The organism is Microbacterium sp. LWH12-1.2 (assembly GCF_040675825.1).
Classification (GTDB): Bacteria; Actinomycetota; Actinomycetes; order Actinomycetales; family Microbacteriaceae; genus Microbacterium.
In genome coordinates, this window is sequence record NZ_JBEGIJ010000001.1 from 322,136 (window position 1) to 343,451 (window position 21,316).

The 21,316-nt window shown below is 67.0% G+C and carries 19 protein-coding genes and 1 riboswitch; of the genes, 4 read left to right on the plus strand and 15 right to left on the minus strand.

Annotation, left to right across the window (positions count from 1 at the left end; translation table 11 throughout):
* Positions 1–68 precede the first annotated feature (68 nt).
* From MRBLWH12_RS01440 to MRBLWH12_RS01465, 6 genes are all read right to left on the minus strand, one after another.
* A complete protein-coding gene (locus MRBLWH12_RS01440) occupies positions 69–275 on the minus strand; it encodes an AsnC family protein (protein WP_341975483.1) in 207 nt (68 codons plus the stop codon).
* Between the two features lie 142 nt (positions 276–417).
* Entirely contained in the window at positions 418–1,878 is a 1,461-nt protein-coding gene (locus MRBLWH12_RS01445) for an MFS transporter (protein ID WP_363545321.1), read from the minus strand.
* 84 nt (positions 1,879–1,962) lie between these two features.
* A complete protein-coding gene (locus MRBLWH12_RS01450) occupies positions 1,963–3,699 on the minus strand; it encodes a glycoside hydrolase family 35 protein (protein ID WP_363545324.1) in 1,737 nt (578 codons plus the stop codon).
* Between the two features lie 63 nt (positions 3,700–3,762).
* Positions 3,763–5,121 carry an ABC transporter substrate-binding protein gene (locus MRBLWH12_RS01455; protein ID WP_341975480.1) on the minus strand — a complete coding sequence of 453 codons (1,359 nt, stop codon included), beginning with the start codon at positions 5,119–5,121 and terminating at the stop codon, positions 3,763–3,765.
* Between the two features lie 66 nt (positions 5,122–5,187).
* On the minus strand, positions 5,188–6,033 hold the full coding sequence (locus MRBLWH12_RS01460; RefSeq protein WP_341978494.1) for a carbohydrate ABC transporter permease: 846 nt from the start codon (positions 6,031–6,033) through the stop codon (positions 5,188–5,190).
* A gap of 46 nt (positions 6,034–6,079) precedes the next feature.
* Entirely contained in the window at positions 6,080–6,997 is a 918-nt protein-coding gene (locus MRBLWH12_RS01465; protein WP_363545327.1) for a carbohydrate ABC transporter permease, read from the minus strand.
* A gap of 158 nt (positions 6,998–7,155) precedes the next feature.
* On the opposite strand from MRBLWH12_RS01465, the gene MRBLWH12_RS01470 reads away from it, so the two are divergent.
* Positions 7,156–8,142 carry a LacI family DNA-binding transcriptional regulator gene (locus MRBLWH12_RS01470; RefSeq protein WP_341978491.1) on the plus strand — a complete coding sequence of 329 codons (987 nt, stop codon included), beginning with the start codon at positions 7,156–7,158 and terminating at the stop codon, positions 8,140–8,142.
* A 3-nt stretch (positions 8,143–8,145) separates the two neighbouring features.
* On the opposite strand, the gene MRBLWH12_RS01475 is transcribed toward MRBLWH12_RS01470, so the two are convergent.
* The 8 genes from MRBLWH12_RS01475 to MRBLWH12_RS01510 all read right to left on the minus strand — a co-directional run bounded on the left by MRBLWH12_RS01475 (position 8,146) and on the right by MRBLWH12_RS01510 (position 13,954).
* The gene (locus tag MRBLWH12_RS01475) at positions 8,146–8,499 is read right to left on the minus strand and encodes a Fe-S protein (RefSeq protein WP_341975478.1); all 354 of its coding nucleotides are present in this window, start codon (positions 8,497–8,499) and stop codon (positions 8,146–8,148) included.
* A 55-nt stretch (positions 8,500–8,554) separates the two neighbouring features.
* The gene (gene ribH / locus MRBLWH12_RS01480) at positions 8,555–9,028 is read right to left on the minus strand and encodes a 6,7-dimethyl-8-ribityllumazine synthase (RefSeq protein WP_363545330.1); all 474 of its coding nucleotides are present in this window, start codon (positions 9,026–9,028) and stop codon (positions 8,555–8,557) included.
* Positions 9,025–10,293 (minus strand): GTP cyclohydrolase II, encoded by a 1,269-nt coding sequence (gene ribA, locus MRBLWH12_RS01485; RefSeq protein WP_363545332.1) that lies wholly within the window; start codon positions 10,291–10,293, stop codon positions 9,025–9,027. The genes ribH and ribA overlap by 4 nt, the downstream gene beginning before the upstream one ends.
* Entirely contained in the window at positions 10,290–10,919 is a 630-nt protein-coding gene (locus MRBLWH12_RS01490; protein ID WP_363545335.1) for a riboflavin synthase, read from the minus strand. Before MRBLWH12_RS01490 ends, ribA begins: the two co-directional genes overlap by 4 nt.
* On the minus strand, positions 10,919–11,971 hold the full coding sequence (gene ribD / locus MRBLWH12_RS01495; RefSeq protein WP_363545337.1) for a bifunctional diaminohydroxyphosphoribosylaminopyrimidine deaminase/5-amino-6-(5-phosphoribosylamino)uracil reductase RibD: 1,053 nt from the start codon (positions 11,969–11,971) through the stop codon (positions 10,919–10,921). Before ribD ends, MRBLWH12_RS01490 begins: the two co-directional genes overlap by 1 nt.
* A gap of 50 nt (positions 11,972–12,021) precedes the next feature.
* A riboswitch (FMN riboswitch) is annotated at positions 12,022–12,166 on the minus strand.
* A gap of 55 nt (positions 12,167–12,221) precedes the next feature.
* Positions 12,222–13,085, minus strand: coding sequence for an Fpg/Nei family DNA glycosylase (locus MRBLWH12_RS01500; protein ID WP_363545340.1), 864 nt, complete (start codon positions 13,083–13,085; stop codon positions 12,222–12,224).
* 129 nt (positions 13,086–13,214) lie between these two features.
* Positions 13,215–13,511, minus strand: a complete 297-nt coding sequence (locus MRBLWH12_RS01505) for a transcriptional regulator (protein WP_363545343.1) — start codon at positions 13,509–13,511, stop codon at positions 13,215–13,217.
* A complete protein-coding gene (locus tag MRBLWH12_RS01510) occupies positions 13,508–13,954 on the minus strand; it encodes a hypothetical protein (RefSeq protein WP_363545346.1) in 447 nt (148 codons plus the stop codon). Before MRBLWH12_RS01510 ends, MRBLWH12_RS01505 begins: the two co-directional genes overlap by 4 nt.
* A gap of 123 nt (positions 13,955–14,077) precedes the next feature.
* Here MRBLWH12_RS01510 and mfd point away from each other — a divergent pair, with 123 nt between their 5' ends.
* The 3 genes from mfd to MRBLWH12_RS01525 all read left to right on the plus strand — a co-directional run bounded on the left by mfd (position 14,078) and on the right by MRBLWH12_RS01525 (position 19,787).
* The gene (mfd, locus tag MRBLWH12_RS01515) at positions 14,078–17,653 is read left to right on the plus strand and encodes a transcription-repair coupling factor (RefSeq protein WP_363545349.1); all 3,576 of its coding nucleotides are present in this window, start codon (positions 14,078–14,080) and stop codon (positions 17,651–17,653) included.
* An 82-nt stretch (positions 17,654–17,735) separates the two neighbouring features.
* Positions 17,736–19,130: a GntP family permease gene (locus MRBLWH12_RS01520; protein WP_363545352.1), complete on the plus strand. Its 1,395-nt coding sequence runs from the start codon at positions 17,736–17,738 to the stop codon at positions 19,128–19,130.
* A 54-nt stretch (positions 19,131–19,184) separates the two neighbouring features.
* On the plus strand, positions 19,185–19,787 hold the full coding sequence (locus tag MRBLWH12_RS01525; RefSeq protein WP_341975469.1) for a gamma carbonic anhydrase family protein: 603 nt from the start codon (positions 19,185–19,187) through the stop codon (positions 19,785–19,787).
* 99 nt (positions 19,788–19,886) lie between these two features.
* Here the strand turns inward: MRBLWH12_RS01525 and gdhA are convergent, their stop codons facing one another.
* A complete protein-coding gene (gene gdhA, locus MRBLWH12_RS01530; RefSeq protein WP_363545355.1) occupies positions 19,887–21,257 on the minus strand; it encodes an NADP-specific glutamate dehydrogenase in 1,371 nt (456 codons plus the stop codon).
* Positions 21,258–21,316 lie beyond the last annotated feature (59 nt).

The window sequence follows — 21,316 nt, forward strand, 5'->3', positions numbered from 1 at the left end:
CCTCGATCTAGAAGGGGTACTTCGACCGTACTTCCTGTGAAGACGGATTCTGTGGGTCGGCTGAGTGGTCAGCTTCGGCCGTACTTGCGGTGCGCAGCCTGTTTCGTCACGCCGAGCGCGCTCGCGATCGCCTGCCAGGAGTACCCCGCATTGCGCGCGCGGCGCACCTGGGCTTCCTCGCTGCGCGCGATCTCCTGCCGGGCGCCGGCGAGCCGATGCAGTTCGGCCAGGGGCTCGCCCCCGTCTTCCTGTGCGATCGCGGTCTGCAAAGTCATGAGTGGACCTCCTCCTGCGTCAATACTTGTTGACTCAGGAACTTTTGTCAACAGAGGTTGACGTCACGTGCTTCGAAGAGCACAAAGGGCTGCATTTCGCGACGAAATGCAGCCCTTTGCGCTCCTTGAAGGGAACGGGGAGCTACAGCTCGACCGCGGCAGCGAGCCCGAGGTCCTCCTCGTAGTCGATGTCCTTCGTCTCCGGGGCGAAGATCAGCGCGATGAACGTCAGCACGGCCATCGCCGACAGGTAGAAGCCGACCAGCCACGGCTCACCGCCGGCTGCGGCCCACAGGGCGACGGCGATGATCGGCGCCACCGCGGCACCGAGGATCGACGAGACGTTGTAGGAGATCGCTGAGCCGGTGTAGCGGACGTTCGTGGGGAAGAGCTCGGGCAGCATGGCCCCCATCGGCCCGAAGGTCGCACCCATCAGCAGGAAGCCGACGATGAGGAAGATCTGCGTCATCGTTGCGGTGAGGGCCGGTGTCGCCTGCGGCAGCAGGAAGAAGTTGAACGTGAGTCCGAAGAGCACGATCGCACCTGTGACGCCCAGCAGGAGTTTGCGGCGGCCGATCCGATCGGCGAGCGGACCGCTGACGAGCGTGAAGATACCGAAGAACACCACACCCACGATCTGCATCAGCACGAAGTCGGTATAGCCGAATCCGAGTCCGGGATAGAACTGATCGGCGAACGCGGCGGCGTCGAAGTCCTTGCCCGCTGCTTCGGCAGCCGCTTGAGCTGCGGCGGATGCCGTGTCGAGCGAAGCCGCCTTGGTGCCGTAGCTGAGGGTGAAGTTCGTCATCAGGTAGAACAGCACGTACGTGGCCAGCATGATGAATGTGCCGAGGATGAGGTGCCACCAGTGGTGCCGGAAGACGGTGGCGAGCGGGAGTTTGCGGATCGCGCCCTTCTCGGTCGCCTTCGTGAAGGTCTCGGATTCCACGAGCTTCAGACGCACCCACAGGCCGATGATGACCATGACGGCGGAGAAGAGGAACGGGATCCGCCAGCCCCAGGCGAGGAAGGCTTCGGACTTCAGCGCAGGATTCTCACCGTGCGGCAGCAGCCAGTTGATGGCGAGGAAGATCCCATTGGCGATGATGAATCCCAGCGGTGCGCCGAGCTGGGGGAAGGTGCCGTACCAGGCGCGTTTGCCGTTCGGTGCGTTCTCGGTGGCGACCAGCGCCGCGCCCGACCATTCGCCGCCGAGCGCGAATCCCTGCGCCAGGCGCAGAATCAGCAGCAGAAGAGCTGCGACCCAGCCGATCTGCTGGAACGTCGGGAGCAGCCCGATGATGAAAGTCGCGATGCCCATCGTGAGCAGGGAGGCGACGAGCGTCGCCTTGCGACCGAACTTGTCGCCGAAATGTCCGAAGACCATCGCGCCGATCGGGCGCGCCACCATCGCGGCGCCGAACACCGCGAACGAGGCAAGAAGGGATGTGGTGTCGTTCCCGGTCGGGAAGAACAGCACGGGGAACACGAGCACGGCTGCCGTCGCGTAGGCGTAGAAGTCGTAGAACTCGATGGTCGTGCCGACCAGACTCGCCGTGATGACCCGTGAGCGCGGGTTCGCGGGCGCTGTTGCAGTGCTCAAGAGTGCTCCTCCGATCGTCGCTCCGTGCGGAGCACGTGGGAGTTTACGCCTTCCTGAACGTCAGCTGTGCGAACCCGGCGCGCGTCATTCCTCCGTGTCGCCCAGAGAGAGCTCCGCGACGAAACCAGCGCGCGGCGCGAGCAGCTGGTCGAGTTCGAGAACGACCAGCCGGTTCGTGCCGGCCTTCGTCGCCGGCGACGGGACGTACATCGTGCGCTGCGGTCCGTTGCGCCAGTAGCGGCCGAGGAAGAAGCCGTTCACGAACGCGTAGCCCTTGCCCCAGCATGAGATGTCCAGGAACAGATCCGAAGAGGATTCCAGCGTGAACTCGCTCGTCCATGCGTTGGCTCCGGCAACGGCGGGAGCCTCTCCTGCGCGTTCGGCGACGTCGGCAGCGATGCTCGCGACATCGAGTGGCATTGCGCGCCAGCCATGCAGCGGCACATCGTCGAGAGTCGGGGTGCCGATCAGGCCCTTCTCCTCGCCGAGGCGCTGGCCGTAGTTCACGCGACCCTGATCCTCGACGAGGATGCTGAGGGTGTGCCCGGCAGGAATCGAGATCGCCCGGTCGTGACGCATCCGCGAGAGGGTTCCGACGTTCTGGCCGTCGACGCTGACCCAGCCGATGTCGCGGACGCCGTCGATCCGGAGCACGCCACCCGCGGAGTCCGGCAGATCGATGTCATAGCGGATGAGGGAGCTGAGGTGATTCAGGTCGTCGAAGGTCGCCGGGGCGTCGGTGGGCGCAGCGGATGCCGTGGCATCGGTCCACGCGCCCGATGGGGTGAGCGGCACGGTGAACACCGGTGCCGCTGCGGGCTGTTCGGGCAGGTCATCCGGCACGGGGGCGTACTTCGCGATCACGTCACGGAACGCGAAGAACTTCGCGGTGGGGTTGCCCGCCTCGTCGAGGGGAGCGTCGTAGTCGTACGACGTGGCCAGCGGAAGGTAACGGCCTTTGTGATTCGCGCCGTTCGTGAGGCCGAAGTTCGTGCCGCCGTGGACCATGTAGATGTTCACCGAGGCTCCGGCGGCGAGGAGAGCATCGAGCTCTTCCGCGGCGACGGCCACATCGGTGGTGTGGTGCACACCGCCCCACCAGTCGAACCAGCCGTCCCAGAACTCGGAGCACATCAGCGGGCCGGTCGGCTGGTGCCTGCGAAGGGTCGCCAGGCGCTCGTTGCTGCGTGAGCCGAACGAGCCGGTCCGATGAAGGCCGGGAAGGCTGCCATCGTTGAGCATCTGGTCGATGGGCTGGTCGACTGTGGTGAGCGGAACGGTGATGCCGGCGTCCCGGGTGACCTCGACGAGCGCCTCGAGGTAAGCCTTGTCGGAACCGTACGCTCCGTACTCGTTCTCGATCTGCACGAGCACCACGGGTCCGCCGTGATCGATCTGGCGCGGGGCGACGATCTCATACACGCGGCGCAGGTAAGCGCTGACTTCGGCGAGATATGCCGGCTCGGAGGAGCGCAGCTCGCGGCCCGCTCCGGTGAGCCAGGTCGGCAGCCCGCCGTTGTGCCATTCCGCGCAGATGTAGGGACCGGGGCGCACGATGGCATCCATGCCCTCGGCATGCACGAGGTCGAGGAACCGGCCGAGATCGTTCCAGCCGCTCGCGTCCCATTCCCCTCGTCGCGGCTCGTGAGCGTTCCACGCGACGTAGGTCTCGATCGTGTTGAGACCCATCAACCGCGCCTTGCGGATGCGGTCCTGCCACTGATCCGGGTGCACGCGGAAGTAGTGGAGGGCGCCGGAGATCACGCGGTGGGGCCGGCCGTCACGGAGGAAGTCGGACTCGCCGATGGAGAAGGAGGTCACGTTGTAGTGCTTTCGATCATGGTGGGGCGGGCGGGATCGAATCCCGCCCGCCCGGTTCGGAGGTTACTTGTTGACGGTGAAGCCCTGCGCGTTGCCGTATTCGGCGAGCGCATCCTGCCAGGCGGCGAGACCCTCGTTCAGGTCCGTGCCGTTCTGGTACGACTGACCGACGGTGTCGCCGAAGATGCTGTTCGCGTAGACCTGGTAGGGCAGGTAGCTCCAGTCCTCGACCACGTCGTCTGCAGCCCCGGCGAGAACTTCGTTGATCTTCTGGCCGCCGAAGTACTCGGGTGCGTCGCTGAGGAACTCCTCGCTGGACAGCTCGGCCGTCGTCGACGGGAAGCCGCCGCTCTCGAGGAAGATCGAGATGCTCTCCTCGGAGTTGTTCAGCCACCACAGGAAGCCGGCTGCGAGCTCCGGGTTCTTGCTCTGCGACGTGACCGCCTGGCCGCCGCCACCGTTCTCAGCGCTCGCTGCGGTGCCGTCGTAAGTGGGCATCGGGGCGACCCGCCAGTCGCCGGCGCCGTCGGGGGCTCCGGAGATGAGGTTGCCCGGCATCCAGGCTCCGATCACCAGGGTCGCGAGGCTGCCGTCGCCGAGGGCGCGGAACCACTCGTCGCTCCAGCTGCCGTAGGGAGCCAGGAGATCTTCCTCGACGAGGCGGTTCCAGTTCTCGGTCCACTTCTTGGTTCCGGCGTCCGCCAGGTCGAGCGTGACGTCGGTGCCCGACGTCTGGAACGGCTGTCCGCCGGCCTGCCAGATCATCGAGGTCGCGAAGCCCGCGTCGCCGATGTCGTTGGTGATGTACGCGGACGGGTTGGCTGCGTGGATCGTCTTGGCGGCCTCGTAGTACTCGTCCCAGGTGGTCGGTACGGCGACGCCAGCGGCGTCGAAGACGGCCTTGTTGTAGAACAGTGCCATGGGGCCGGAGTCCTGCGGCAGACCGTAGATCGCATCGCCGTCGGTGACGGAGTTCCAGGTGGAGGCGGTGTAGTCGTCCTCGAAGTCGGCGAAGCCGTACTGCGACAGATCGGCGAACGCGTCGGTGAGCGCGAACTGCGGGAAGGCGTAGTACTCGATCTGCACGACGTCAGGCGCGCCGGAGCCCGCCTTGATCGCGTTCTGCAGCTTGGTGTACTCCTCGTTGTTGGTACCCGCGTTGACGAGGTTCACCTTGACGTTCGGGTACTCCTTCTGGAACGCCTTGACCTGTGCCTCCGCAGAGGGGGTCCAGGACCAGTAGGTGATCTCGCCGCCGGTCTCGAGCGCCGCCTCGACGGAATCGAATGAGCCGTCGCCGCCGGTGCTGCCGTTGCCGTTATCGGTGCCCGCGCTGCAACCGGCGAGCGCCAGCGCCGCTACGGTTCCCGCTGCGAGCGCTGCAAGAGCGCGTCGGGCAGCGGGGGAAGGGAGGTGCTTCATTGCTGTGTCCTTTCGGGAGGGTACGGCCCTTCGGTGGGCCGCCGTTCTTGGTGCAGGGGAGCGGCGTTACTGCTTGACGCTTCCCGCGGTGAGTCCTGACTGCCAGAAACGCTGCAGCAGCAGGAACGCGATGACGATCGGGATGATCGTGAGGAGGGATCCCATGATGACCAGGTTGTAGATCGGCTGGGATCCGGCACCGATGGCCTGGGCGCTCCACTGATTCAGACCGACGGTCAGGGGGTACCAGGCCGGGTCGGAGAGCATGATCAGGGGCAGGAAGTAGTTGTTCCAGGTCGCGACGACCGTGAAGAGGGCGACCGTCACGATGCCGGGAGCGAGCAGCCTCATCGAGATCGTGAAGAAGGTGCGGAACTCTCCGGCGCCGTCGATGCGCGCCGCCTCGAGCAGCTCGGTGGGGATCGACTCGGTGGCGAACACCCAGATCAGATACAGGCCGAACGGGCTGATCAGCGACGGGATGATGACAGCCCAGGGGGTGTTCGTGAGGCCGAGCTCGCTGAAGAGCAGGAACGTCGGGACCGCCAGCGCCGTACCGGGGACCGCGACCGCGCCGAGCACGATCGCGAAGACCGCACGGCGGCCGGGGAAGCGGTACTTGGCGAGTCCGTAGCCCGCCATCGTCGCGAGCAGTGTCGCACCGCCGGCGCCGACGACGACGTACAGGAGGGTGTTGCCCAGCCAGCGCAGGAAGATGCCGTCGCGGTAGGCGAACGTCGCGGCGAGGTTGTCGAAGAACGCGAAGTCGTCGGCGAACCACAGCCCGAACGAGCTGAAGAGTCCGGCCTGGGTCTTGGTCGCGCTGAACAGCAACCAGATCAGCGGCACGAGGGTGTACAGCGCGTAGATGACCATCACGAGAAGCAGCGTCTTGGACGAGCGCGGGTTCATTGCGTCGTGGCGCTTGCGTGGGGGGCGGGCAAGGGCGATGGCCATTTCAGCGCACCTCCGACTTCGAGCCGCGCAGCTGCACGACGTAGGCGATCACGGCCGTGATGACGCCCATGATGATGGCGATGGTCGCGGCGTAGTTGAACTGCTGCCCGGCGAACGAGAGGTTGTACGCGTACATGTTGGGCGTGAAGAACGTGGTGATCACGTTCGGGGCGAGCGGGCGCAGGATGTTCGGCTCGTTGAAGAGCTGGAAGCTGCCGATGATCGAGAAGATCGTGGCGATCACGAGCGCTCCGCGCACCGACGGGATCTTGATCGAGAAGATCGTGCGCCAGGCGCCGGCGCCGTCGAGGGAGGCCGCCTCGTACATGTCGGTGGGGATCGTCTTCAGCGAGGAGTAGAAGATGAGCATGTTGTAGCCCACGAACTCCCAGGTGACGATGTTGCCGATCGAGAGCAGCATCCATTCCTTGGCGAACGGCGTGAGCGCCTCGAATCCGAGGAAGTCGTTGACGTTGGCGGTGAGCCCGAACTGATCGCCGTAGATGTAGCCCCACATCAGGACTGCGACGACGGCGGGGACCGCATAGGGCAGGAAGATCAGGATGCGGAAGAAGGATGCTCCGCGCAGTCGCGCACTGTCGAGCGCGAGCGCGGCGCCGAGCGCGAGGGCGAGCATGATCGGCACCTGCACGACCAGGAACAGCACGACGCGGCCGAACGACTCCCAGAACTGGGGGTCGGTGAGGGCACGAACGTAGTTCTCGAAGCCGACGAATGCGGTGCCGCCGATCAGCTTCTCCTGGAAGAAGCTGAGGTAGAGCGCGTAGGCGAGCGGGGTGAGGAACACCAGGGTGAACACGACCATGAACGGCCCGACGAATGCCCAGCCCTTCCATTCGAGCTTCTCGCGGCGTCGGAGGCTGGGCGCTCCGAGGGCTGCGGTGATATCAGTCGTCATCGACGAGACCTTCTCTGAATCGGGGCGCCTGGTGCGCCGTGTGTCAACGTCAACATACGCGATGGAATGCTAGTGTGTCAACGTCAACACAGGATGGGTGGTCGATGGTGACAACGGAGACTCCGGACGAGCCGCAGCTGCGGCGTCGAGAGCCGTCCATGGAGGACGTGGCGCGCGAGGCCGGGGTGTCCGGTCAGACCGTTTCGCGGGTCGTCAACGCGCGCGGCTACGTCGGCGCGGCCACTCGCGTCCGGGTCGAAGATGCGATGCAGCGACTCGGCTACCGCCCGAACAGTGCAGCCAGGGCGCTGCGCTCCGGGCGCTTCCGGGCGATCGGCGTGATCATGTTCTCGTTCAACTCGTACGGCAACCAGCGAACGCTCGACGCGATCGCGGTCAGGGCTGCGCAGATGGGCTACGCGCTCACGTTGATCCCCGTGGAATCGAACGCGCAGGAGACCGTGGCCGGCGCGTTCCGTCGAATAGAAGAGCACGCCGTCGACGGCATCATCATCGTGATCGAGGCCCATCAGCTCGATGAGGCGGACGTCGAGATCCCCAACGGGCTGCCGGTGGTGCTCGTCGATTCGAACCGCGGCACGAGTCATCCGTTCGTCGACACCGATCAGGCGCAGGGCGCCCGGTTGGCGACGGAACATCTGCTCGACCTCGGACATGAGACGGTGTGGCATGTCACCGGGCCGACGAAATCGTACTCCGCCGAGCGCCGCCGGGATTCCTGGCGGTCGACGCTCGAATCACGAGGGCGGGTCGTGCCCGACGCGCTCCCCGGTGACTGGACGGCGGCGTCTGGCTATCAGGCGGGGGTGCAGCTGCGTGACATCGAGGGTGTGACCGCGGTCTTCGCCGCGAACGACCAGATGGCGATCGGCGTCGTACGTGCGTTCCGCGAGATCGGACTCGACATCCCCGGCGACGTCAGCGTGGTCGGCTTCGACGGACTGCCGGATGCCGCGCAGCTGTGGCCTCCGCTGACGACGGTGCAGCAGCATCCCGAGCGCGTCGGTGCGCTGGCCGTCGATACGCTCCTCGCCGAGCTCGACAGCGGGGAGCGCCCTCAGACCTCCCTTGTCGGCACCGAGCTCATCGTCAGGGAGAGCACGGCGCCGCCGCGGAAGAGCTGAGGGTCAACGCCAGAGCAGAGCGAGGGCGGCGTTGGTCACCGTGAGGATGCCGATGAGCCAGAACATCGCCGCGGGCACGGCCTTGCCGCGCTTCTGACGTCCGTAGCCGATGCCGACCAGTGCCCCGACGACGACCAGGATGCCGAACTTCACGCCGATCTTGACGTAGTTCAGGTCATGATCGAGGCCCCACGGAGCCGCCAACGCCAGACCGGCCAGTCCAGCGATCGCCAGGCCGTAGTCCATCATCTTCGTGATCTGCCGCTTGCCGCCGAAGGCCTCCACGGCCCACGATCCGAAGAGGACGGCGAAGCCGATGAGGTGGACGAGCAGGACGATCAGGCGCAGGGTCTCCATGCCCCTCACCGTACGCCAGCGGACTCATCCGCCGCCAGATAGGCGAGCCTCAGATTCAGCCGCGCAGTTCGCGGATGACGAGGGCGGTGCGCAGCGCAGCATCCGCAGCTTCAGCGCCCTTGTCCTCCTTCGAGCCCTCGAGGCCGGCGCGGTCGAGACCCTGCTGCTCGTCATCGAGGGTCAGCACGCCGAAACCGACCGGCTTGCCGGCATCCAGCGAGACGCGGGTGAGCCCGTCGGTCGTGGCTGCAGACACGTACTCGAAGTGCGGGGTGCCACCGCGGATGATCACGCCGAGGGCGACGACGGCGTCTGCTCCGCCGGCGAAGGCGGCCTGTGCGGCGACGGCCAGCTCGAACGAACCGGGTACGCGCACGAGGCGGTGCGATGCCTTGGCGTCGTTCAGCACACGTTCGGCGCCGGCGATGAGGGCCTCGCTGATGACCTCATGCCAGGTGCCGGCGATGATGACGACGTTCAGCCCGCGTCCGTCGATGTTGCCGGTGGCCGGTGCTCCTGCGCCGCTCATGAATTGCCCTTTCCGTTCGCGAGAGCCTCTGCCAGGTCCGCCTCGCCGATGATGTGACCCATGCGATCGCGCTTGGTCTCCAGGTACTGGTGGTTGTTCGGGCCGACGCCGACGATCAGGGGGACCTGTTCGATGACGTCGAGTCCGAGCTCACGGAGCTGCGTGACCTTGTCGGTGTTGTTCGTCAGCAGACGCACCTTCGAGATGCCCAGATCGCTGAGGATGCCGGCCGCCGCCGCGTACTCGCGCGCATCGGCGGGGAGGCCGAGGGCGAGGTTGGCGTCGACGGTGTCGAGCCCCTCTTCCTGCAGGCTGTAGGCGCGCAGCTTGTTGATGAGGCCGATGCCGCGCCCCTCGTGGCCGCGCATGTAGATCACGACGCCGCCGTGCTCGTCGATCTCGTCGAGTGCGGCATCCAGCTGAGGACCGCACTCGCACTTCAGGGAGCCGAAGGCCTCTCCGGTCAGGCATTCGGAGTGCACGCGCACCAGCGCCGTCTCGGTCGGTTCGCCCGAGACGACGGCGATGTGGTCGGTGCCGGTCACGCGGTCCTTGTACGCGAGGAAGCGGAACGTGCCGTGAGTGGTCGGCACGGTGGCATCGGCGCGCAGGCTGACGCGACGGCTCTTGCGTTTGTGCGCCACCTCGTCTCGCGGGTCGTGTTCGTTCAGATACGCGATGAGCTGCTCGATCGTGATCACCGGGATGCCGTCGCGTTCGCCGAGCTCGATCAGTCCCGGCATGCGCATCATGCTGCCGTCCTCGGCGACGACCTCGGCGATGGCACCGACCGGACGGAGTCCGGCGAGACGCATCAGTTCGACGGCGGCCTCGGTGTGACCGCTGCGCTCGCGCACGCCGCCGTCGACGGCGCGGAGCGGCAGGACGTGACCGGGGCGGATGATGCTGGTCGGCGTCGACGCCGGATTCGCGAGCACGTTCAGTGTGTGCGCCCGATCCGAAGCGCTGATGCCGGTCGTCACGCCTTCCGCGGCATCCACACTCACCGTGTACGCGGTGGAGCGGGAGTCCTCATTGGACTCCACCATCGGCTGCAGGTTCAGGCTGTCTGCGAGATCCGCGGGCATCGGCGCGCAGATGAAGCCCGACGACCAGCGCACCGTCCACGCCACCCACTCCGGGGTGGCGAGTTCGGCTGAGAGGATGACGTCGCCCTCGTTCTCGCGGTTCTCATCGTCGGCGACGAGGACGGGGCGTCCGGCGCGCAGCGCGTCGAGCGCCTCGGGGATGGTGGCAAGGCTCATCGCGAGCCTCCTTCCTGTGCGGACCGGAAGGCGAGCAGGCGCTCGACGTGCCGGGCGAGGATGTCGGTTTCGAGATTGACGCGGTCGCCGACCGCGCGCGAGCCGAGTGTGGTCGCGACGAGGGTCTCCGGGATGAGGGAGACCTCGAACCAGGCTTCGGGCGTCGTGGGCGAGCTGACCGCGCTCACGGTCAGAGAGGTGCCGTCGACGGAGATCGACCCCTTGTCGACGACGAGCGGCGCGAGATCGGCGGGGAGGCTGATCCGCAGCACGCTCCACTGGGCACCGGGGCGCACCTCGAGCACGACGCCCGTTCCGTCGACGTGCCCTTGAACGATGTGTCCGCCGAGTCGCGCGCCGACCGGCATCGCCTTCTCGATGTTGACGCGGGTCCCGACCATTGCTCCGCCGATCGCGGCGACGTCGAGCGTCTGCTTCATCACGTCGGTGTCGAACGTCTCTGCTGTCGATCCCACGACGGTGAGGCACACGCCGGAGACGGCGATCGACTCGCCGTGCACCGCGTCCGCAGCTGCCTTCGGAGCCCGAACGGTCAGTCTCCAGCCGTCGCCGGCCGGTGCGATGGCGGTGATCTCGCCGATCTCTTCGATGATTCCGGTGAACATCAGCTGGCTCCTTCGTTCTCGTTCTTGTCCTCGCCGGAGGATGGCGTCGGGTGACCGACCGCCAGCACGTCGGCGCCGAGCGGCAACCACTCGTCGATCGTCAGGCGACGAGCCGCGGCGATCGTCGGGACGGCGATGTCGGTGAGCGCGAGGCGATGGCCGCCGAGCAGCACCGGTGCGAGGTAGACGAGAACCTGATCGACCAGGTCGGCCGCGATGAACGCGCTGGCGAGCGTCGGTCCGCCCTCGATGAACACTTTCTGGATGCCGCGGGCATGCAGATCTGCGACGACGACGTGCAGATCCCTGGTGTCGTAGAACAGGGGCTGGTGCGGGTGTCGGCGCAGTGCGGCGTCTGCCGGAGTGGTGCGTGAGCCGATGACGACGGGGACCGGCTGGTGCGGGTGGAGCGTCTCGCCGATGCGCGCGGTGAGGGCGGGGTTGTCGGCGATGACCGTGCCGGTGCCGACCACGATCGCGTCGGCCTCGGAACGTCGCCGGTGCACGTCGGCGCGGGCGGCAGGGCCCGTGATCCATTGACTCGTGCCGTCATCGGCGGCGGCGCGCCCGTCGAGGCTCTGCGCCCACTTCACCGTGATCTGCGGCCGTCCGAGTCGCTGAGCGGTCAGCCAGTCGGCGATGAGATCGCGGGCGGCCTCGGCCTGCTCGCCGGCATCCACAGACACACCGGCGTCGCGAAGTCTCTCCGCTCCACCGCCGGATTCGGCGCCGGGATCGGCTGCGGCGTAGACGACGCGGGAGATGCCCGCCTCGATGAGGGCGACGGAGCAGGGGCCGGTGCGCCCGGTGTGGTTGCAGGGTTCGAGCGTGACGACAGCGGTCGCTCCGTGAGCGGCACCAGGTGCGAGATGGGAGAGGGCATCGACCTCGGCGTGCGGCGTGCCCGCGCCGTGGTGCCAGCCCTCGGCGAGGACTTCGCCTGTGGGGGAGAGGATGACGGCGCCGACCTGCGGGTTCGCGCCGCGGGGGCCGAGGGAGGCGAGTTCGAGCGCGCGACTCATCGCCGTGCGTTCTGCCTCGTTCACTGCCATCCGTCTGTCCTTCGATGAGGCTCCGGGGGTGGCAGAAGACGCGCTGGCGCCTCGTGCTGCCTCCCATCCGGACTAGCGAGGTCTCCCTCGCATCACCGTCGGTCCCGGAATTTCACCGGGTCAGCGACTCGGTTTCCCTCGACGCTCGCGGACTGTCACCGCCGGTTCGGATTCTCACCGACCCCGGAGCACGTTGTTGCTCTGAGTGTAGTCAACGCGTCTGAATGGATTTCATTCCCGGGTATCGCGGTCATTTCAGCAGTCGTGACAGTCGGCGGTCGGCCAGAGGCTTGCCGCCGGTCTGGCACGTGGGGCAGTACTCGAGTGAGCGGTCGGCGAAGAACACACTGCGCACGGTGTCTCCGCAGACGGGACATGTCTCGCCCCTGCGGGCGTGCACCTGCATGCCTCGACGTTTGGCGTCCTTGAGGTCGGCCGGTGGTTTTCCGGATGCTTCGGCCACCGCATCCCGCAGAGTGGCCTGCATCGCTGCGAAGAGGCGTTCGATCTCTTCGGCATTCAGCTTCCCGGCGTTGGCGTATGGCGACATACGAGCCGCATGCAGGATCTCGTCGGAGTAGGCGTTGCCGATGCCGGCGATGACCGACTGGTCTCGCAGCAGTCCTTTGATCTGTGTCCGGCGACCCTCGAGCAGCCCCGCGAAGACGTCGAGGGTGAAGCTCGGATCGAGGGGGTCGGGTCCGAGTCGCGCGATCCCCGGAACGTCTTGCGGGTCGCGCACCACGTACACGGCGAGCGACTTCTTCGTGCCGGCTTCGGTGAGGTCGAAGCCGCTGCCGTCGTCGAGCGCGACGCGCAACGCGATCGGCGACTTCCCCGGCCTGATCAGCGTGGTGGGCACGGTCTCGTACCAGCGCAACCAGCCGGCCTTGGCGAGGTGGAAGGCGAGGTGCAGGTCGCCTGCACAGGACAGCACGACGAACTTGCCCAGGCGCGTGGATGCGGTGATCTCGGCATTCTGCAGCGCGGTGATCGGCGGATCGTAGGTCTTCAGCGCGGAGATCGCGGAGACGGTCGCGCGAGAGATCGTGCGCCCGACGGCGCGCTCGCCGAGGAAATCGGTCAGGCCCTGGACTTCCGGCATCTCCGGCATGGATTCATCTTGTCATCGGCATCCGACACTGTCACCTGGTCTGTGCGCCCTCGGCATTCTCGCGCCCATAAGGACTGGGCACGGTCGCTCGCCCACCGGGGATCTCCGGGTCCTGGCGCGCCTGCGCGCTCAGCTTTCCGGCGACACGATCGCGCGGAGTGCGGCGACGTGCGCCGCGTAGGCGCCACCTCCCCGCGCGGTCAGTCTGACCCATGTGCGTTGCCTGCCGAACGTGGCGGCCTTGTGGATCGACACATAATCCGCCTCGGCGAGAACCTTCAGATGCTTGCTCACGACAGAGTCGGCGACGCCGAGCGCATCCCGAAGCGCCGCGAACTCGACCTCGCCAGGGACCGCATCGAGCATCGCGAGGATGCGCAGGCGCTGCGGCGCGTGCACGATCTCATCGAACTGCGGCTCCGTCACGGTGTGACCCGAGACGCTTCCCACCGGCGATTGAGGATGGCAGAGCCGAGGCCGGCGGCGATGCCTCCGGCGAGGGCGGTGAGGAGGATGGTCCAGGAGGGGCGTTCCGCGAGGTGCAGTGCCGCGGCCGCGAGCACCGGCAAGGCGGCGAGTACCGCTGCCCACGCCCAGAGCCACGCAGGCCATGCCCGGCCAGGCACAGAGGTGCCCGTCACTCGGCGGTGCGCGCCGATCACGGCCAGGTCGGCCCCGAGCACGCCGAGAATCGCGGGCAGGAACCACCACGTGCCCGTTCCGAGGCCGACGATGAGAACGAGGAGGGCGACGAGTGCGCCGACCAACCAGAAGTACCAGCGTGGAGTGCGGATGCGCCGAACGATCGACGCGCGCGCCTCGGCTATCGAGCCGAGATCGCCTGCGGAGGGATGACCTTCTGTTTCCATGATGGAAAGTTTCACACTTTCCATCATGGAAAACAAGCGTGCGGGGAACGAGCGCGCCATCTTCCGGTCGTACCGCGTGCGACATCGCGGCCCAGTGTCGTCGGCCGCGGCTAGGCTTGTGCGGTGACTGTTCCGGGGATTCTGCGCGCCTTGGAAGAGGCGACCCTTTATCGTGACGCCCTCACCTGGGCGCAGACCGATGCGGACCTCGGCCTCGTCGATGGCCTGGACGCGCCGACGCTCGCCGGCCTCCTCGAACGGCGGCGAGATGCCGGGCATCCGGCGGCGCTGCTCGTCGTCGCGCCGACCGGCCGGCGCGTGGAGAGCCTTTCCCTGGCGCTCGGCGCCTATATGCCGGATGCCGATGTGCTCACCTTCCCCGCATGGGAGACCCTGCCGCATGAGCGTCTGAGCCCCAGCCCCGACACGGTGGGGCAGCGCCTGCAGACCCTTCGTCGCATCGCCGATTGGTCCGGCGAGCGTCCGCTCATCGTCGTCGCCTCGGTGCGGGCGGCTCTGCAGCCGATCGCGGGAAATCTCGGTGAGATCGCCCCGCTCGAACTCCGCGTCGGGACCCGCCGCAACGATCTCGACGTCGTTGCCGAGCAGCTCGTCGAACGTGCGTACTCGCGCGTCGACATGGTGTCTCGACGCGGCGAGTTCGCCGTCCGCGGCGGCATCCTCGATGTGTTCCCTCCCACGTCGGAGCATCCTTTCCGCGTCGAGTTCTTCGGCGACGAGATCGATCAGATCCGGGCGTTCTCGATCGCCGATCAGCGGTCCCTCCCCGGTGACGTCGCCGGGGTCGATCTGCCGCCCAGCCGCGAACTGCTGCTCACCGCTGATGTCCGCGACCGAGCACGTGCGCTCATCGGCGGCTTCCCGGCGATCGCGGGCATGCTCGAGAAGATGGCCGAGGGCATCCCGGTCGAGGGCATGGAATCGCTCCTGCCTGCCGTCGCAGGTCCCTTGAAATCGCTCGCCGAGTACCTGCCGGCCGGAAGCGCCACGGCGATCGTCGACCCGGAACGCTCCACCGCGCGGGCGATCACCCTGGGCGATACCAACCGCGAGTTCCTCGATGCCGCCTGGAGCGCGGCGACATCCGGAGCGTCCGCTCCGATCGATCTGGGGGCCGGTGACTTCCTCACCGTCGCGCAGTTGCGCGAGGTCGTGCGCGAGCGCGGCGGCGTGTGGTGGCGGCTCAGCCCGTTCGGCATCGGCCTGGGCGAGGGCGACGAGGAGGCGGCGAACCTCGACGCCTCCGTCATCCCCTCCTTCCACGGCAACGTCGACGGCGCGATCGATTTCGTGCAGGCGCTGGTCGGAGACGGCTGGCGCGTGGTCGTCATCGCCGCAGGTCACGGCCTCGTCGATCGCGCCCGCGACGTGCTCGCGGATCGGGGCATCGCCGCGCGCGTGGTGGAAGACCTGGGCGACCTCCCGGATACGGGGATCGCGACGCTCGTCACGGGATCGGTCGAGGCCGGATTCCAGATTCCGCAGGCGAAACTCGCCGTCCTCACCGACAACGAGTTCTACGGGCGCACGATCGGCGGCGACCAGCGGGTCGTCAAGAAGCTCGCATCCCGCCGCAAGAACGTCGTCGACCCGCTGCAGCTGAAGACCGGCGATTTCGTCGTGCACGGCACCCACGGCATCGGACGCTTCGTCGAGATGACGAAGCGCGAAGTGTCGACCGGCGGCCGCAACGCGACCAAGTCGATCCGCGACTATCTCGTGCTGGAATATGCGCCCTCCAAGCGCGGCTACCCCGGCGACAAGCTGTTCGTGCCCACCGACCAGCTCGATCTGCTCTCGAAGTACGTCGGTGGCGAAGCGCCGACGCTCTCGAAGATGGGCGGCAGTGACTGGGCACAGGCGAAGGGCAAGGCCCGCAAGGCGGTCCGCGACGTCGCCGTCGAGCTCGTCAAGCTGTACTCGGCGCGGATGAGCGCGAAGGGCTACGCGTTCGGACCGGACACCCCGTGGCAGCGCGAACTCGAGGAGGCTTTCCCGTTCGCCGAGACGCCGGACCAGCTGCAGACCATCGACGAGATCAAAGCCGACATGGAACGGCCGATTCCGATGGATCGACTGCTCTCCGGCGATGTCGGCTTCGGAAAGACCGAAGTCGCGGTGCGCGCCGCGTTCAAGGCGATCCAGGACGGCAAGCAGGTCGCCATGCTCGTGCCGACGACCCTGCTGGTCAAGCAGCATCTGGAGACGTTCACCGAGCGCTTCGCCGGGTTCCCGGTGAAAGTGCGTCCGCTGTCGCGATTCCAGACCGACAAAGAGGCCCGGCTCACTCTCCAGGGGTTGCTCGAGGGATCGGTCGACATGGTGATCGGCACCCATCGCATCCTCACGGACCAGATCATCTTCAAGGATCTGGGTCTGATGATCATCGACGAGGAGCAGCGCTTCGGTGTCGAGCACAAGGACGCGCTGAAGAAGATGAAGACCAACGTCGACATCCTCGCCATGAGTGCGACGCCGATCCCGAGGACGCTCGAGATGGCGGTGACGGGCATCCGCGAGATGTCGACCCTGCAGACTCCGCCGGAGGATCGGCATCCGATCCTCTCGTTCGTCGGACCACGCAGCGACAAGCAGATCACGGCGGCCATCCGCCGCGAGATCCTCCGCGAGGGCCAGATCTTCTTCGTGCACAACCGCGTCCAGTCGATTCAGCGGGTCGCGGCGCAGCTCGCCGAACTCGTACCCGAGGCGCGGATCGCGGTCGCTCACGGGCAACTGGGGGAGCATCAGCTGGAGCAGGTCGTCGACGATTTCTGGGAGCGGAAGTTCGATGTGCTCGTGTGCACGACGATCGTCGAGACCGGCCTCGACATCTCGAACGCGAACACGATCATCATCGATCGGGCCGACAAGTACGGACTCTCGCAGCTGCATCAGCTGCGCGGACGCGTCGGCCGAGGGCGCGAGCGGGCCTACGCCTACTTCCTCTATGACGAGATGAAGCCGCTCTCCGAGACCGCGGCCGACCGGCTGCAGACGATCGCGGTGAACAACGACCTCGGCTCGGGGATGCAGGTGGCGCTGAAGGATCTCGAGCTGCGCGGTGCGGGCAACCTCCTCGGCGCTCAGCAGGCCGGGCACATCGCGGGCGTCGGCTTCGATCTGTACCTGCGGATGATCGGCGAAGCAGTCGCGACCTTCCGCGGGGAAGAGGTCGAGACCGGAGCGGAGCTGAGGCTCGAGCTGCCGCTGGATGCCCGGATTCCCGAGGACTACATCGACAGCGAACGGCTGCGCCTGGAGGCATACCAGAAGCTCTCTGCCGCCTCCACAGCGACGGCGAAGGACGACGCGATCGACCTCGTCATCGAAGAGCTCACCGATCGCTACGGCACGCCGCCGGCCGAGGTCGCGGGGCTGCTCGCGGTCGCGCGTCTGCGTCGACGCGCCGCGCGGGTGGGCCTGACGGATGTCGTGGTGATGGGGTCGAATCTGCGGATCGCACCCGCCCGCCTCGAGGACTCCATGAAGGTGCGCCTGCAGCGCCTCTATCCGAAGGCGAAGCTCGTCGCCGGGGGAGAGGCGCTGGTCGTGCCGATGCCGACGGTCGCTTCGTCGATCGGCGTCGGGGTCGAACCACTGGAGGATGCCGAGTTGCTGGCCTGGGTCGCCCAGCTGTTCACGGCGATCTTCCCGGAGCCGGTCAAAGCCGAGTGATGGCGTGTCGATTGCGCGAGAAGCGACGGCACTGACACCCTGAGGGCACTGAATGTGCCGCCCAATGGAGTTCGGAGATTTCATGATTACCGAGGAATGGACACAGACGCTGGGGATCGGGCCTTTGCTCGGGATCGCCGCGGGAGCCATCGCCCTGATCCTGCTGCTGATCATCGTCTTCCGACTGCACGCGTTCCTCACGCTGATCGTCGTCTCCCTGCTCACGGCGATTGTGGCCGGCATCCCGCTGAGTGTCGTGGTGAAGACCATGACCGACGGGCTCGGAGGCACCCTCGGCACGGTCGCGCTGCTGGTCGCCCTGGGCGCGATGCTCGGACGACTGATCGAGCATTCCGGCGGTGCAACAGCGCTGGCCGAGAAGTTCGTCGGCATCTTCGGCGAGAAGCGGGCGCCACTCGCTCTCGGCATCACCTCGCTGCTCCTCGGATTCCCGATGTTCTTCGACGCCGGCGTGATCATGATGCTGCCGATCATCTTCGCCATCGCACGCCGGGTCTCCGACCGCAACCTGCTGCTTTTCGCGTTCCCGGCCATCGCCGCCTTCTCGGTGATGCACGTCTTCCTGCCGCCGCACCCTGGCCCGGTCACCGCGACCGAGCTGTACGGCGCCAACCTCGGCACCGTGCTGCTCGTCGGTCTCCTCGTCGCGCTGCCGACCTGGTATCTCTCCGGTTATCTCTGGGGCAAGTTCGTCGCCGCCCGCTACAAGCTGCCGGTTCCCGACCTGTTCGGTGCGGCAGAGGAGATCGACCCGAAGAACCCGCCGAAGCCCGGCACGATCATCTGGCTGCTGCTGCTGCCGATGGTGCTGATCTTCTTCAACACCGGGATGAACTCGCTCCGCTCGATCGGGGTCGTGAGCGATCAGGACTTGATCTACCAGATCGCGACGATCATCGGCAGCTCGCCCATCGCGTTGACGATCACGGTGATCGTCGCACTGATCGTCCTCGGGTACGCCCGCGGCGACAAGGGCGTTTTGCTTGAGAAGGTCGTCGATTCCGCGCTCGGCCCGGTGTCGTCCGTGATCCTGATCACCGGTGCCGGCGGCATGTTCGGGGCTGTGCTGCGGGCCTCGGGCATCGGCGACGCGCTTGCGGACGCTCTGGGCGGCCTCGGCCTCCCGGTGATCGCGGCGGCGTACATCATCGCCGTTGTGCTCCGCGTCGCGCAGGGCTCAGCCACGGTGGCGCTGGTGACAGCGGCAGGGCTGATCGCCCCGGCCGTCGCCGACGGCGGCTTCAATGCTTTGGAGATCGCGGCGATCACGGTCGCGACCGCTGCCGGATCGGTGTTCGCCAGCCATGTCAACGACTCCGGTTTCTGGCTGGTGAGCCGCCTGCTCGATATCGATGTGAAGACGACGCTGAAGACGTGGACCGTGCAGCAGACACTCGAATCAGTGATCGGCTTCGTGCTCGCTCTCGGGGTGTTCGCGATCGCCGGTGCGTTCTGAGGCGCGTCCGGTTCGCAGTGCGCGCAGCGGCACCAGGGCGACTAGTCTGACGTCATGTTGTACGAGCACCTCGGGGCCCAGCCCCGGATCCATGACACCGCCGTCATCGCTCCCACCGCCGTGATCTCCGGCGACGTGACGATCGGCGCCGACTGCCAGGTGCTGCACGGCGCCGTGATCACCGCGGAGGGCGGACCGATCACCCTCGGCGAGAACGTCATCGTGATGGAGAACGCGATCGTGCGCGCGAGCTCGGCGAATCCCGTGCACGTCGGCGATCACGTGCTCATCGGACCCGGGGCATCCGTCTCCGGAGCAGTCATCGGTGACGAGGTGTTCCTCGCCACCGGTACCAGGGTGTTCAACGGCGCGCACATCGGGGACCGCGCGGAAGTGCGGATCAACGCGGTCGTGCACCTGCGCACGGTGCTTCCGGAGGACGCGGTGGTACCGATCGGCTGGGTGGCGGTCGGGGATCCGGTCCAGGTGCTGTCTCCGGACCGGCACGAGGAGATCGCCGCCGCACAGCGCGAGCTCGACTTCCCCGGTTACGTGTTCGGGGTCGACCGGGACACCCCCGACGTCATGGTGCAGCTCACGGAGCGGTACGGACGCTCACTCGCCCGCCATGCCGACGATCGCGAGATCACCGAGTAGCGGCATCCGCTCTTCGCCCGGATCGCAGAAGAGCGCTTCGATCGCAGAAAATCCGGCGATCGCTGCGATCGAAGCGCGTTCGTGCGATCGGCGCGCGTCTCAGATGACGCCCTGCGCGAGCATCGCGTTCGCAACGCGCTCGAAGCCGGCGATGTTGGCTCCGGCGACGTAGTCGCCCGGCGCGCCGAATCGCTCGGCCGCCTCGAACGCGGCGCCGTGGATGTCGCCCATGATCTCGCGCAGCCGGTTCTCGCTGTCAGCGAAGCTCCAGCGCTGGCGGGATGCGTTCTGACTCATCTCCAGAGCCGAGGTCGCGACCCCGCCGGCGTTCGCCGCCTTGCCGGGCGCGAACAGCACCCCCGCCTTCTGGAAGCGGTCGACCGCGTCGGGTACGCACGGCATGTTGGCACCCTCGGAGACGGCGCGCACTCCGTTCGCGATCAGGGCCTCGGCATCCGCCGCGCTTACCTCGTTCTGCGTGGCAGAAGGGATCGCGATGTCGACGGGCACCTCCCAGACGCTGCCGCCCTCGACGAAACGGGCGCTCGGTCGACGGTTCGCGTACTCCACGATCCTGGCGCGCTCGACCTCCTTGAGCTGGCGGAGCAGTGCCAGGTCGATTCCGGCATCGTCGACGACGTAACCGGAGGAGTCGGATGCCGTGACCGCGGTCGCGCCGAGCTGCGTGGCCTTCTCGATCGCGTAGATCGCGACGTTGCCCGAGCCGGAGACGCCCACTCGCTTGCCCTCGAAGGATTCGCCGTGCACGGCGAGCATCTCCTGGGCGAAGAACGCGGCGCCGTAGCCGGTGGCCTCGGTGCGTACTTCGGCGCCACCCCAGCCCTTGCCCTTGCCGGTGAACATTCCCGACTCGTGGCGGTTGGTGACTTTGCGGTACTGACCGAACAGGTATCCGATCTCGCGCCCGCCGACGCCGATGTCTCCTGCGGGCACATCGGTGTGCTCACCGAGGTGCCGGTAGAGCTCGTTCATGAACGACTGGCAGAAGCGCATGACCTCGGCATCCGACCGGCCGTGCGGGTCGAAGTCCGAGCCGCCCTTGCCGCCGCCGATGCCCTGACCGGTGAGCGCGTTCTTGAAGATCTGCTCGAACCCGAGGAACTTGATGATCGACAGGTTCACCGAGGGATGAAAGCGCAGGCCGCCCTTGTACGGGCCGAGCACGGACGAGAACTGGATGCGGTAGCCACGGTTCACGTGGAGGCGACCGGCGTCGTCGACCCACGGCACCCGGAACATGATCTGACGCTCCGGTTCGACCAGACGCTCGAGGATCCCACCGTCGATGTACTCCGGGTGGTGTTCGAGAACGGGCGCGATCGACTGCAGCACTTCGTGCACGGCCTGATGGAATTCGGGCTCGTGCGGGCTCCGGGAGAGCACCGTTTCGAACACGGGCTGCACCGGTGCGGCGAGCGGATGGAAAACGGCGGGGGTGGTTTCGGTCACGCGGAAAGCCTTCTCAAGGTGGGGATGACGGATTTATCCGAGGCGCGGCATGGCGCCGG